Source organism: Neisseria gonorrhoeae, assembly GCF_003315235.1.
GTDB classification, from domain to species: domain Bacteria; phylum Pseudomonadota; class Gammaproteobacteria; order Burkholderiales; family Neisseriaceae; genus Neisseria; species Neisseria gonorrhoeae.
The window spans coordinates 115,970-129,779 of the sequence record NZ_QNRU01000003.1 but is presented as its reverse complement, the minus strand read 5'-3'; the positions used below and the strand labels follow the sequence as shown (position 1 = coordinate 129,779).

The 13,810-nt window shown below is 46.0% G+C and carries 14 protein-coding genes; 13 read left to right on the top strand and 1 reads right to left on the bottom strand.

Annotated elements, in window-relative coordinates:
* Positions 1-10: 10 nt before the first annotated feature.
* From DFR77_RS02780 to DFR77_RS13270, 13 genes are all read left to right on the top strand, one after another.
* A complete protein-coding gene (locus DFR77_RS02780; protein WP_003693124.1) occupies positions 11-559 on the top strand; it encodes a hypothetical protein in 549 nt (182 codons plus the stop codon).
* Positions 559-1,104: a S26 family signal peptidase gene (locus tag DFR77_RS02775; protein WP_003704029.1), complete on the top strand. Its 546-nt coding sequence runs from the start codon at positions 559-561 to the stop codon at positions 1,102-1,104. The genes DFR77_RS02780 and DFR77_RS02775 overlap by 1 nt, the downstream gene beginning before the upstream one ends.
* A gap of 8 nt (positions 1,105-1,112) precedes the next feature.
* Positions 1,113-1,769 carry a hypothetical protein gene (locus DFR77_RS02770; RefSeq protein ID WP_003693128.1) on the top strand — a complete coding sequence of 219 codons (657 nt, stop codon included), beginning with the start codon at positions 1,113-1,115 and terminating at the stop codon, positions 1,767-1,769.
* Positions 1,766-2,884, top strand: a complete 1,119-nt coding sequence (locus DFR77_RS02765; protein ID WP_003695266.1) for a TraU family protein — start codon at positions 1,766-1,768, stop codon at positions 2,882-2,884. Before DFR77_RS02770 ends, DFR77_RS02765 begins: the two co-directional genes overlap by 4 nt.
* 14 nt (positions 2,885-2,898) lie before the next feature.
* Positions 2,899-3,651 carry a type-F conjugative transfer system pilin assembly protein TrbC gene (trbC, locus tag DFR77_RS02760; RefSeq protein WP_003693132.1) on the top strand — a complete coding sequence of 251 codons (753 nt, stop codon included), beginning with the start codon at positions 2,899-2,901 and terminating at the stop codon, positions 3,649-3,651.
* On the top strand, positions 3,648-4,892 hold the full coding sequence (locus tag DFR77_RS02755; protein ID WP_003693135.1) for a hypothetical protein: 1,245 nt from the start codon (positions 3,648-3,650) through the stop codon (positions 4,890-4,892). Before trbC ends, DFR77_RS02755 begins: the two co-directional genes overlap by 4 nt.
* Before the next feature lie 38 nt (positions 4,893-4,930).
* On the top strand, positions 4,931-6,472 hold the full coding sequence (gene traN, locus DFR77_RS02750; protein ID WP_226876101.1) for a conjugal transfer protein TraN: 1,542 nt from the start codon (positions 4,931-4,933) through the stop codon (positions 6,470-6,472).
* Positions 6,459-6,884 (top strand): hypothetical protein, encoded by a 426-nt coding sequence (locus DFR77_RS02745; RefSeq protein ID WP_003693140.1) that lies wholly within the window; start codon positions 6,459-6,461, stop codon positions 6,882-6,884. Before traN ends, DFR77_RS02745 begins: the two co-directional genes overlap by 14 nt.
* A gap of 11 nt (positions 6,885-6,895) precedes the next feature.
* Positions 6,896-7,672 (top strand): thioredoxin family protein, encoded by a 777-nt coding sequence (locus tag DFR77_RS02740; RefSeq protein ID WP_012503632.1) that lies wholly within the window; start codon positions 6,896-6,898, stop codon positions 7,670-7,672.
* A 171-nt stretch (positions 7,673-7,843) separates the two neighbouring features.
* Positions 7,844-9,355, top strand: a complete 1,512-nt coding sequence (locus DFR77_RS02735; RefSeq protein ID WP_003693144.1) for a conjugal transfer protein TraH — start codon at positions 7,844-7,846, stop codon at positions 9,353-9,355.
* A 6-nt stretch (positions 9,356-9,361) separates the two neighbouring features.
* Positions 9,362-12,274 (top strand): conjugal transfer protein TraG N-terminal domain-containing protein, encoded by a 2,913-nt coding sequence (locus DFR77_RS02730; RefSeq protein WP_170123222.1) that lies wholly within the window; start codon positions 9,362-9,364, stop codon positions 12,272-12,274.
* A gap of 62 nt (positions 12,275-12,336) precedes the next feature.
* Positions 12,337-12,780 (top strand): M23 family metallopeptidase, encoded by a 444-nt coding sequence (locus DFR77_RS02725; RefSeq protein ID WP_080282892.1) that lies wholly within the window; start codon positions 12,337-12,339, stop codon positions 12,778-12,780.
* A gap of 15 nt (positions 12,781-12,795) precedes the next feature.
* A complete protein-coding gene (locus DFR77_RS13270; RefSeq protein WP_002255588.1) occupies positions 12,796-12,960 on the top strand; it encodes a hypothetical protein in 165 nt (54 codons plus the stop codon).
* A 103-nt stretch (positions 12,961-13,063) separates the two neighbouring features.
* Here DFR77_RS13270 and DFR77_RS02720 read toward each other — a convergent pair whose 3' ends face one another.
* Positions 13,064-13,642 carry a cold shock domain-containing protein gene (locus tag DFR77_RS02720; protein WP_047924215.1) on the bottom strand — a complete coding sequence of 193 codons (579 nt, stop codon included), beginning with the start codon at positions 13,640-13,642 and terminating at the stop codon, positions 13,064-13,066.
* Positions 13,643-13,810: the final 168 nt, after the last annotated feature.

Sequence of the window (13,810 nt, the reverse complement as noted above, 5' to 3'; positions counted from 1 at the left end):
TATTAATAAGATGACTGAAGCAAAAGAAAAGAAAGAAAACACGGCAAATACCGCTCCGGAAAAGAATCCGGAGGATAACGGCGTAGAGGTTTCATTGGGCAGCCTTGTGATCGGCGCAATTTCTATTGCCGCATTGGCATTAGGCGTATGGAATTTCATGAAAACCCATGAGAAACCGGTCCATATTGTAGATTTGGCCGGTATCTCCATGACTTACCGGGAACAGGCGAAGAATCAAGGACTGCAGAATGGAATTTCCGACCGGCAACGAGCCGCGATCCTCCAAAACTACCAAGCAAAGATGAATACCTTGCAACAGGTTATCGAAGAAAAGGTAATTCGGTGCGGCTGTAACATCTTTGTCAAATCTGCATTGGTCGGACGGAACACAGAGGTGGTTGATGTTACTGCTGACATTATGAAAGAGTTGGATAAGCGTGTCCCGGCCACAGCTGTAGTGGCGGCACCGGTACATCAACAAGTTGAAAAGACAATTCCGAAACCGATGGCCGAAGAGGGTAAAGGCACCCCGGTTACTGAAGAAGAAATGGATCGTTAATGTTTGAGGCAATGATAAAAATATCACAAAAAGAAAGCAACAAAGCAGTGATGAAACGTCTTTATAGGGAGTTTTGTCAGAAATATGCAACCCCTTTTTTAGCAGTTGCGGTCTGCTTGTCGGCATTCAATCAACATTATGCTTTGGCATTTAATCTTTCCCGTTCCTTGCCTCACCATCTTTACTTCATCAAAAAAGATGCGAACAAGCTAAGTGATCTGAAGCAGGGCGATTATGTGGCCTTTGCATGGCAAGGTGGTTTTTACCCTATTGGTACGCAGGTCGTCAAAGAGGTTGCCGGACTTCCCGGAAATCATGTAACGAAGGCGAATCGTACTTTTTTCATAGATGGGAAAGAGGTAGGTACTGCAAAAGAATACTCCCTGGATGGCATGAAGCTGGCCATCAACCCATTCGAAGGGGAAATTCCACAACGGTTCATGTGGGTTAAAACAGGGCACAAAGACAGCTTGGACAGTCGATATGAATTATCCGGCTTAATCCATTCAGGGCAAATTATTGGTAAGGCGGTCCCCATTTTTTAGGAGTGAGTATGTCCCACAAGAAAAAAATAGCTTCAGTCGCATCGCTAGTAATACTTGCAACCGGAATTTCCTCATGGGTAGCCGCTTCGACACCCTCTGTCGAGAAGGTTGGCGACAAAATCGGCACCACATACCCAATAGCGGAAAAACATGCAATCCGCGAAATTGAAGCGCGTTTGAAAGCTAAACAAGACAGCGGCCAATTGGCGGCAATGCAGAAAGAGGTCCAAGATAGAATAAATCGCTCCGCCTTAAATCTACAGCCCTTGGAAGGACTGGCGAAGGCAACTAAAGGCTCTGTTCGATACTTCGACCCAAGTTATACCTTAACCGAAACAATTTATGACCAAGACGGTCAAATTATTGCTCCTGCCGGTACTGTTGTCAAACCTTTGGAAGCAGCCCCAATCCCATTCAAAATGTTTTTCTTTGACGGCCGGGAACCTGACCAAATCGAACTGGCCAAGAAACTTGCAGCAGAATATGGCGAATCATTCATGCCTATTCTGACTGCAGGCAATTGGTATGAGTTATCAGTAGAAATGGATCAGGCGGTTTATTACGACCAAGAAGGGCGGATGTCCAAAAGTTTTCAGCTGAATGAAGTTCCAAGTTTGGTCTCCCAAGAAGGGGGCCGGCTCCGTGTAGAGGTCATGAAACCGTGAAAATATTTGTCACACCGCTGAAATTACTGATTCCGTTATTACTACTCCCATTATTTTCTATATCTCACGCCGCTGAAGCTGTTCCTACTGCTCCGATACCGAATAAATTAACCTGCCAGGGGAAGATGCTTAATCCGATAAATGATATTTGTTGGAGCTGTATGTTCCCAATCAAAATCGGCGGCAAAATCAATCTGAATATGGATAATCAAGAGGATAACGGCTCTTCTCCAAACAATTGGTTTTGTTCGTGTACGCACCCGAGCCGTTCAGGCGTGACGGTATCATTTTGGGAACCCACACACTTGGTAGAAGTCGTACGCACCCCCTTCTGTATGGTTAGCCTAGGCGGTATTTCACTTAAAAATCAAAAAGCAGATACGGCGGAAACAACAGGTAAAGCAGACGTATCCAATAAGATTCAAAATCTTTTTGGCGGCTCGCATAAGCGTGGTCGTAACGAGCAACATGATCAGCATAATGCCTTTTATCAAGTTCATTGGTATAAAAATCCGGTCGTATTTTGGTTGGAAGCCTTATTGGACAACGATTGTATGGAAAAAGGTACTTTGGATATCGGTTGGATGACGGAACTTGATCCCACTTGGAAATATCCGTCATTGGCCGTTTATCAAGCCCCTGATTCTGCGCTCTTTGCCAATGTGGTTGCACAAGCAGCCTGTGCGGCTGACTGTGTTAAAGCGGCCGCCGGCTTTCCATTCAATAAATTGTATTGGTGTGCAGGTTGCCACGGAACGATTTACCCTTTGTCAGGATGGATGTCCGGCCACTTCTCCGAAGTGCAGGCCGCTAAATTGATGGCGGCTAGAATTCAGACAAAAATGCACAGGGACTTAGTAGCTTGGAGGACATCAGGCAGGGATGCTTTATGCGGGTACAAACTTAATCCCGTAATGGATAAACAGAACTATAAAATGGCTATGACCTATCCGGTGGCCGCCCGAAAATTCAGAGGCCGTTGCTGTGAGCCTATTGGACGTTCAACATTAGTCAGAGACAGCGGCAAAGCATTTCCATACAAAGGTAATCAGTTTGCTTTCCAGCTTTTCCGTAAGCGCGACTGCTGCGGTGCATATAAATTTAAGACTAATTGACAGGAGATGGAGTGATGGACAAGTCTTTACGCAATGTCATCGTAGCCGGAGGCGTCTTCCTCATTCTTTTGGGCGGTTTGGCCGGAGTAGGCAGTGCTTACGCCGATGCGGATGTAGAGGCGGCGCGAAACCGTCTGCGTACAACCATGGGTAAAGTTACCCGAGTTAAAAACCCAAATGTGGGTGACAATCGGCAGCAACCTGAAATTCCGGATTTGAAAGGTATCAAGCACCGTGTGCCCGATGTTCGTGATTACGGAAATGCAAAAATCAAGGCTGATCCGATGTCTATCGCACAAAAATACCGCACTGCCTCACAAGAAGCCCGACAGGCTGCGGAAAAAGCGGATTTAATGGTATTCGTATCATTTTCAATGCCCGAAGCCAGCTTGAAACGCATTGCCCGTGAAACGGCAAAGGCAGGCGGGGTAATGGTTATCCGCGGGTTTAAAGACGACTCACTGAAAGCCACGGTTAAGGCGGCCGAAGAACTTGCGGCTTTGCAAGGCGATATGCTGATTCATCCCGAACTCTTCGACCATTACGGCATCACCGAAGTCCCTGTTACGGTAATCGCCCGAAACAGCGAAGATGGTTTAGACGGTTGCGCTGTAAATTCAGAATTGGGGATGTGTACGGAACATGTTGCCGTAAAGGGTGATGTGTCCTTGCATGCGGCGTTAGAACACTTGATCCGTGAGTCTGAAGACAAAAAACTTTCCGATATTGCAAATGCGAAATTAGCCGTTCTGGAAGGCAGAAAATGAAAAGACATGCCATTTATCTAACTGTATTTGGCCTCATGCAGACGGCCTTTGCTGCAGATTACGGTAGTTACGTCGGCGAACTGGGAAAATTGGGGGCCGGGACTGCAACAAACATGATGCAGCCTGCCCAATATACCCCAAGATATACAGACAACGTACCAATGGCTGAACAGTATTACGGTGGCGGAGTTTCTCTTCCGACTCAGTTTGGTGACGCCAAATTCAACGACTGTAAAAATCTGCCTGCCAATCCGGATCTCTATCTTCGTCAAGAATGCGAAGGTGTAAACCTGATTGCAGGAAGCCGTACCAAGCGGCCCGATGTAACCATATCTTCAAATGAAAAGTTGGTTAAAGGCACGCAGAAAATTGCAGGCGATCCGGCAGAAACACTGGAAAAATACAAATGGAAATATCCCGTCAATGAAGACGGCAGCGTCGGCACAGTTCCCTCGTCGGCATGTCCTACGGAAACCATTACCGTTCCTGCGGTAAAAACCGTCAAACGTTGCAATGAATACCATGGCGCAGAGATGTTCTTGTGCGAGGCGGCCCTTAAGGTCAATGTCGATCCCGGCTGGAACTATTCCTGCCTGGAGAGCAAATATCGAAACCAGCAGTATCAATGCGGCAAGAAATTAAAGGTGGTATGCGAGAAATCAGGACCAAACTGTACCCGTTCGGGTATAGAAGCAGGCAGCCTGCAGGGTGATATGACGGTCAGGCTGACGGCTTCGGGAAGCGCACACAGGCTGATGTTCGGTACTATTGGCGACAACTATTGGCGTGACGGGCAATATGATCGGGAGATGACGCTCAATGTGAAAAATCCGGAAAAACTGACGCTGTTTACTTTGAGCCGGGTTGAGTACGATGATTGGCTGATTGTCAAAGTCAACGGCAAAATTGTGTACAGCAGCTATAACAATCAGATGTTTGCGGTAGATTATACTGCAAAAGATGAAGATGGATTTCCTATAGGAAGAAGGTTTGCACCGGTACGTAATGAGGAAGGTACTCGGTTGGGTAACGCTGAAAGAGGTAAATCCTGGAGGAAAAACCTGAACATCGACATACGGCCGTATCTGCATCAGGGCAAAAATACCATTTGGACCCGCACCGTTGTCGGAGGCGGCGGAGAAAATGCTATCTTCTTTAATGTACACCAATACTGCGAGCCCGTTTGTCACGATAAATGGGAAAACAGTTGTTCGGAGTATGAGAAGAGGGTAAAACAATGAGGGCTATAACGTCTTTGCTGGTTATGATCTGCCACTTTATGTTAATCACTTCAGCGTCTGCTGCTGCACTCAGGGAAAGTGCAGCGTGTACCCGGACGTCTTCCGTTTGTGTTGATGGCCCGTCGACCAAAAACATCAACGGGGTCGACGTAACTAAAGACTGTTGGGAATACAAAGAAGAGTATCAGTGCCTTGAGAAGGATTCTGCCGATTATTGCGCACCGTTAAAAGACCCTTCGGCAAAATGTGAAGTACAGGGACAAACCTGTTTGGAGCAGTCGAATGAGGGGGAGTGTTTGCGTTACACGCACAAGTATTCTTGCGATGTGGATTTGAGAACGTTACATCAAGGAAGGCTTCCGACCAAAGTCGAAGAAATGGAGCATACCCATCTGATTAGTTCGCAATGGGATGAGTCGTCATGTCAGGTACAAGGAAAAAAATGTAAAGCAGTTGCAACAGAGTGTTTGGAACCCGGCAGTACCAAGACCATCAACGGCGTACCCGTTACACGTGATTGCTGGAAAGAAAGGCGCACCGTGCAATGTACGGACGGAAGCGATTCCGAAACATGCAGCGCTTATACATCCTCAGACCAATGCCGTCTGATTGGGGACAAGTGTACGCATCAGCTGCCGGACGGTACCTGTCAAGCCAGAGAAAAACAGTTTGAATGTACCGAAAAAGGAGAGACAACCAAAGAGGTATCCGGTTGTCAGGATCGGGATTTTGCCAAAACTATGACGACGATGGAATTCGCCCGTGAGACGCAACGGTTTTATGATCCCGAAAAACAGCGTTTTTTCAATGGAGAAGCCGGGCAATGCTCTATCAAGCTGGATGGTGCTTTAGACAGCGTATTCGGCGGAGACTGCTGTCGAACAAAAGCAGATCCGGGCAAATTTGTTGACTTCGCGGTACAGACAGGGACAACTATGGCAACAACGTATTTTATGGCCAGCGTTGCCAGCCATTATACGTTTACCACTATGTTTGTCAGCTCCGCAGCACAGGCAATGGGTACGGCCCTGAGTGCGGCCGGCGGTATTACCGGAACATCTCAGATTGGTGCGTTGGGTTTCTCTGCTGCGGGACAACAGGGTATGGGGGTAATTGTCGGCTTCAACCCGGCCGTATTTGCGGCTGCTATTGCCGTAATCGCCATCCAACAGTGGTTGAAGTGCCCGCAAAGTGAAATTTTAGTTGCCATGAAGCGTAAAGCAGATTTGTGCCATTATGTCGGTTCTTATTGCGGCAGCAAAATATTGGGGGCATGTGTAACAATGATAGAGAGCCAGTGCTGTTTCATTTCCAAATTAGCCAAAATAGTCAATGTCGGCGGCAAAGAGCAATTGAAACGGGGTTGGGGTACGCCGGAGAACCCGAAATGCGAAGGATTTACCGCACAGGAATTGGAACAGTTAGACTTTTCCAAACTTGATCTGTCCGGGTTTTATGAAGAAATCTATGCCAACATGGACAACGTGGCCAAGCAGGGGCAAAAGGTTTCACAAAAAATCAGGGAGGCATCCGTTAATGGGAAAAATTTGGAAGTGAAGAACTATTATGAATATCAATAATTGGTTGGCTGCGTCGGCGGGTATTGTATCGGGTATGTTTTTTACAGGTATGGCACTTGCCGCATCCCTTCCTTATACCGGCGGTATCGCTTTGGAAAAAACAGAAGCTCTAGCAAGGACTTCCATCCCGCTTCCTGACGGCAAGCCGGATGCCTTGCTTGCGCTGGCAATGCGTCACGGTTCGGCAAAAGGGTATTTCAGCGGCCGTGCTGCAGCTGCCGTCAAACAGAAATTCCGGCAGGATATACCTATTTTTGTCGAGGCGGTCAGAATGGAAGAAATTAAAAACAAACCCGGATGCAACAGGGTTCGCTTGACATTCCATACTTCGCCCGCACTGTCGCAAACCTTTCCGTCTGAAATTATGGATATCGGGGCGTGCCCGAACAGAAAGAACGGTGGTAAAAAATGAAAAGAGTGCGGATGGCCGTCATGCTGATATTTAGCCTGCACGCCTCCAATCTGCGAGCTGCGGATGATGGCATGGGATGGTATGACCAAGATATCTGGAAAAACGAAAACCGTGCTTTCTTATGGTATCCGGATGCTAAAAAGCCCAAACAAGCCGGACAAAACCGGCCTCAAAATACTCCGGTTCGTAATGAACTTGCAGAATTTGAAATGCTGCAAAGAAATTTGGATGAGTCGCGTAAAATTGCCGTCATGAACCCCACACCTCAAAATTTGAAGCGATATATTGAACTTCAAGAGGTTGTGATGAACAAATCTGCGGCATTTGCCGATCAATGGCAAAGGGTAATTTGGCAAAACCCAAATTTGGATTACAGCCAGCGCGGTCGTCCGAACAACCAACTGGCCCAGCAACAATATGATCATAACCGTCAGCAACAAAAGGCCGGGGCAATTAGAAAACTTGCCGGAGAGAACGGCATTATGTTTGTTTTCAAATCGGATTGCCCTTACTGTCATACCATGGCGCCGATTTTGAAAAACTTTGCCGACCAATACGGTATTAAGGTTATGCCGGTCAGTCTCGATGGCGGAGGTATTAATCACTTCCCGCGTGCTTTGCCGAACAACGGTATTGCCCAAAGGTTGAATATTACTACTGTACCTGCAATGTACGTCATGGATACAAAAACCAAGCAATTTACACCCATTGGATTTGGGGTGATGGCGCAAACCACGCTTGAGGATCGTTTCTTAGCGTATTCCCGCCCTGTCGGGACATTGTATTAATCAAATCAAAGGCCCTATACGGGGCCTTCAATATTTATATTTCTATGTATTAACCGGTTGACAACGCGGATATTTCAGGTAAAATAAGATTCCCTTAATCTCAAGTCTTTACTGTAACTTATCTTGGTTATAGTAAGGATTTCCCTGCTATAACCGCTTCATGGAGCGGTTATGAAATTTCACATCTTTCGATTTCCGAAGCCGGCCAAAGTGTCGGCAGTTTGTGCTTCCTCTGCAAAATATCTATGCTTGGCGGCATCGCTGGCCCTTCCGATCAATAGTAGTGCCGGCATAGAGAAGAACATGGCTGACATGTTTAACTCAATGGGAGCGGAAGCCAATTATACTGAAGCAGGTGCGTTCCACGGTCAAAGCGGCAGCCTATATACGGGAGGCGGTATGAGCGTTCGCTTTCCGGTGTCGGATATCAGCCTTGGGAATATTCAATTACCTTCAATCAGTGCCGGTTGCGGCGGTATAGATTTCTTTGCCGGCTCTTTCTCGTTTGTCAATAAAGAACAATTCATCCAATTTACGCGAAACCTGGGCAATAACGCAGCAGGTGTAGCCTTTGACCTGGCACTTAAGGCCCTTGATCCGATGATCCAAGATGCAATTGGCGGTATTCGTGATTTGGTCAATTATGTTAATCAAAACAGTTTAAACAGTTGCAAACTGAGTCAGGATATTGTCGGCGGCGCAATGGGAAAACTGGGTTCGTTGGCCAGTTCAAATTGTCGCGCCGCATCAGTTGATTCGGGTTCGTCAAATGACCCGGCAGAAGGTACTTGGTACTGTCAGGCCGCTAAAAACCTTGTTCATGAAGCCGATAAGGTGCGAAACACCGGAAAACCCCAAGATACGATTAGCTTTACCGGCGGTAATTTGACTTATGAGGCCATGAAGAACTATACGGGTCAACGCTCGAAACTGGGTATCGACATGGACTTCTATTACAGCATGCTGGGAACAATTGTGTTCACTCCATTAACACAACATGAAGGGGATAAGGACAAATACACAGTAGGTATTCAAAGTTTCGAACCAAAAATCCTCAGCATCCAAGATCTTTTAAACGGAAAAAACAATGCCGGGGGAGAAATCCGGGAGAAGGTTGTATTGGATATGTGGACGTGCAAAGACGGTTCTAAGAAATTAATGGAGAACTGCACTGAGAAAAATGATGTAGAAATACCTTCTTTGCGGTACATGGTTCACAAACGCATTGAAACGCTTCCGACTGCAATAAGGAATAACCAAGGTTGGAATTTATCTACGCGCAAGCAGATTGCTGCCATTGTCAATAACAGTAAATTGCCCATACTGAAAATGGCTGTATCAGATGCTTTCCTTGGAACTGGCTATTTGAAAAAAACAGCGGTTTTAGATGCGATTGCCGTTGATATTATGGCCAATATTTTGGACCAATCGGAACGCCAGGTACGCTCGACCTTGGGTATGTATAACAAGACAGACGATGCCAGCGGGGAAGCGGTTCGAAAATTGTTTGCCAACCTTGGCGAATTGCGAAGCAGAATTTACCAGGAGCGCATTGACTCAATGAAGAAAATCGAGATCGAAGAAAGCATGATGAGGGCTATGGAGCAGTTTGAAACACAATGGCGCTCAGCCTTTGTGGATACCAACAACTCCATGACTTTTGATTCGATGAACCGTTTCTAAGGAGAGATGATGGCTGTCGAATACTTTACTTTCCCTGGTAACGGAGAAGCTGTACGGGCGGTTTTCAATGGCGTTGCCACAATATCAGGATCTACGATGATGGGTGGCGCAATGCAGGCTGCTGCCTTATTTGGATTCCTGGTCACTCTTGCTGTTGCAGTCTTCAAATTGGATTTGAAGGATAACTTCAGTTATTTGTTTGTCGTGTTATTTTGTTGGATGGGTATGATGGTCCCTAAAACCACTGTACTCATTACTGAATCAGGTGGGTATGGATATACAGGCCGTCAATATACTGTCGGCAATGTACCAGTCGGCCTTGCTTATATGGGCTACTTTGTCAGTTCTTTTGGCCAAAGTATTACCCGCAAAGCCGAGCAGGTTAACCACCTGCCGGACGACCTCAATTACTCACGCACCGGCATGCTGTTCGGAACGCGCCTGATGGAAAATATCCGTGAAGCACGAATCCCGGACGCGCAACTGACTCAAGACTGGGCACTGTTCATGCATCAGTGTTCATTCTTTGATATGAACCTGTATCACTTCTATAACGTGCAGGATCTGGCACAGAGTGCCGATATTCTGGCTACATTGACCCATACCAACCAAGCCTTGTTTACCAATGTATCGCAGATCGCCTCAAGAAGAGGCAACATGTTGCAGTATAACGGCAAATCAAAGACCATGACCTGCAATGAGGCGGCAAAAGAACTAAAAGACCGTACCCGGTTTTATAGCAAAAATTACTTGCCCGGCTACATTGCCGATCGTGTTTTTGCAGGTTTGGGTACAAATTCGGCAGGAATAAACCGGGTAAATGCCCTGGTTACCTTAGGCAATAGCTCATTCCAATATCTGCTGGACAATTCCCGCTTCGATACATTGAAAAATATCGAACAGGCGGCGATGGTTGAGGTTATTCGTCAAGCAGGCATTATCAATGGCCAACGCAACCGAAATCCGGCTGCCGTACAGCAGGCATTTGCTCAAGTTCAAGCTCGTAATCAGTATATTGCGGCCCAAAAAACCAGCTCATCAATGGCAAGTTGGAATCTTCCCTTGATTCGTTCTGCTGCTGAGGCCATTCTGATTGGTTTATTCCCCTTTGTAATGATTCTCGCCATGTTGGGTGGCATCATGGCATTCCGGTTATTAAGCTTCTACATGATGAGTATGCTATGGATTCAGCTTTGGGCACCCGTAGCCAGTATCATCAATATGATTATGACTATGAATGCGAAGCGTCTGTTTAGCGTGGAAGCCGCCAACGGCGTTATTACACCGGGAACAGGTGATACGTTATTGATGGCAGCAGCCGATGCACAAGCAGCTGCTGGGGCTGCAATGTGGCTGATTCCGGTCATCGCGGGTGCTCTTGCCATGGGCGGACGCAGCCTGATGAACGGCATGATGGGCATGACTTCATCGGCCAAATCAACCGGTGAAGCAGCGGGTTCCCAAGTAGGGTCGGGGAATTACTCTGCCGGCAATATGAACTACAACAATAGCAATGCCAACAAACATAGCTTAAACCCTGTATATACCGATCCTCAAATGATGACTGCTCAATCTGCAGCCGGAACATCATGGCGGAATATGGCAACTGGTGAAAATCGCTATCAGGCAAGGGGGGACAGCTTTGGCAATGTCTCATCTACCTCTACTGTCAGTATGTCTGATGTTTACACTCAAGCAGCCGACCGAAGCATAACGGCAGCCAAACAGTATGCTGCGTCTTCAGTTGAACAAACTACATTGGGTAATACGCAAACTTTGGCTTTCGGCATACAAACTGTCGGTCAAAACGGTGCGAATTATGCAGTTACCAATGGCATGAGTAGTTCTACCGCTAAAGCTTTGGATCAAATTTTGCAATCTTCAAAAGATATTGCTCAAAGAAACGGTATGGGCAACGATGTACAGACAGTCAGCTCTATTGCGCTTGATTTGGGAGCCCAATTGGCAGGTGGTGTGACAGCTGGATCTAAGGGAGCCGGGCCACAGGCTAGTGCTACAGTAAGTGGAGGAGCATCTATTAGGGGTGAAGGTAAATCTTCAAACAAACTATCACATGATATTAGCGAAACAGCCAAAGCCCTTGAATCCCAGGGTGTCAGCATTACAAGAAGCATGCTTGAAAATATTGGTCAAAGTAATGCGTTTACTCAAGCTCTAACTGACAGTAGCAGCCTTGCTTCTCAAGCTCAAGCCAGCTATAACAAAGCACATCAGGCCAGTATCAGCGAACAACAAAGCTATAACGAGGCTCAAAACTATCGCGAAGCTGCTTCCCGTACGGCACAATCCGGTGCGACTGTTAGTATTGATAACGCAAAAGCCATTCGAGAATATGCTGATCAGAACGGTCTAGCCTACAGCCAGGTGTACAATAATCCGTCTATTGTAGCAGCTGCGGCAATGAATGCAGCAGTTGCTCAAGCTTCAAATTTAAGACAGCAAGCTGAAGGTACCCGTTTTGACAGTACAGGACCGATTAGTCCCGATGATCGCCCCACTAATAATGTGGCTGCTGCTTATAGTAGTTATAAGTCTGGGATAGACGGCCAAAAATCTAGCACTTTTGCCACTATCCAGGCTCAAGCTGACGGAAATGGCGTTAATAGAAATGAAGCCCGAGCAAATATTGACGGTTGGCAACAAAAACTAGAACAGGGAAGCAAAGATGCGAAGAACTTTAATCAGAAGCTTTTTGACAAAGGTATGAAAAAACAAGAAGAAAATACAAACAAACTGCATGCTCAAGGAGAAGACACCTTCAAACATGTAAACACTTTTGTTATGGGTGCTACACAAACTTTCTCTTCCGATAAAGCATATGTCCAGGCGCAAAATAAATATGGCAAGACTGAAGGGCGACCGGGAAGTGGTTCTCGTAACTATCGCCCAAAGAAGTAGCCCCGCCCGGTATCGGCTATCGCGGCAATGGGGCAAAGTCATATGGCTCAGGAAATGAAACTTTGGGTCCACTATTACCGGACGCACATACTATCATCAGCCCATTTGGAAAACGGGTTCACCCTATTTTGAAGAAAGTCATAAATCATAAAGGCGAAGACTATCGTGGCTCTATCAATACGCCATTGCTGGCACCGTTTAGCGGTAGAGTAGTGGAAAGTCGCTATCAAGCGAATACAGTCAACGGTAAAACCGTCGGCTGGGGACACACTGTCGTAATTGAAGCGCCAAATGGCGTAAGGTATCGGGCTTCTCACATGAATGGTGCCAGCCCGCTGCGTTTTGGTGAAACAGTAAGTAAAGGGCAGCAAATCGGAAATCTTGGAGCCAGTGGCGGAGTAACAGGCCCGCATCTTGATGCCATGCTGTACTCTCCATCGGGTAAAATTTTACCTGTGAGTGCCTATCGCGGAAAAACTTTAAATGAAATCGGTAAAATCAAATAGAGAGGGGTACATATCATGAGCATTGCCCATATTGTCATTGAAATTGAAGAATCTTCGACTTTGGATGACTGCAATGTACGGTTAAGTTTCAGTGGCGGTACAGAATTGCAGTCAGACGAGGCAAAGACTGTGTTTTATAAAACCCTTGAAGCAATTGAGGGGGTTCTAGGAGACGATTAAAAAAACAGGCAGTTCTTTTAACTGCCTGTTTTTTTTATTAATCGTCATTTGATCGATGAAATATATTGCAATTGAGATTGGAAAAAGCTGGGTTATAAATTAATCAATCCTCAGATAAATGCCAAATATTGCTCGGATGATGTGAATAGGAAGGACAGTGCCGACGCCTATCCTCCCAGAAATCGTTTAACCAATCATTATTGGTGACAACATCAGCATCAGACCCCGGTTTCATATTCCTGAATAACTTATTCAGAAAGAATGTCAGCACGGAAAAAGTTACCGAAGGGAAGACAAACAGCAAAACTATGTTAGTCTCCCTATCAGTATCAAAAAAGCCGGCTAAGATGTAGAAAAAGCCCAGTGTTATGAACATAGTCAAACACAGCGATAATATAGCTGCCGAAAGCAAGTTGTATTTTTTAGACATGGGTTGCTTTTCAACTTTCTGAAAGTCTTTGCATAAGGTTTTCAATTTTTGGATCTGTTGAGGATCAGGATTATGTATATTACTAACCTTTCGCGCTCGCAGCCCACGACTATGCTCAAATGGTTCGAAATTCACTATCTGCCCTGGTATATCTGAACCGGCGGATTTACGGAAAAAGTATTCATGACCATCTTCACCAAAGATAAAGCCAAAATCTTTCTCATAGCTATACCATTTTACGAATCCGATCATGATACTTCTCCTTTATTTATAGGTTACTTGAATGCTATCACTTGTAATTCAACGTTCATTGCCTCTGCTTGGCTGAATTTTAATTAAGCCATTCTCACCTTTTTCTAAGACCAAGGCAGGCCCATAGGAAGTGGAGATTTTTTTACCGGGTTGTACATCCGTAACTTT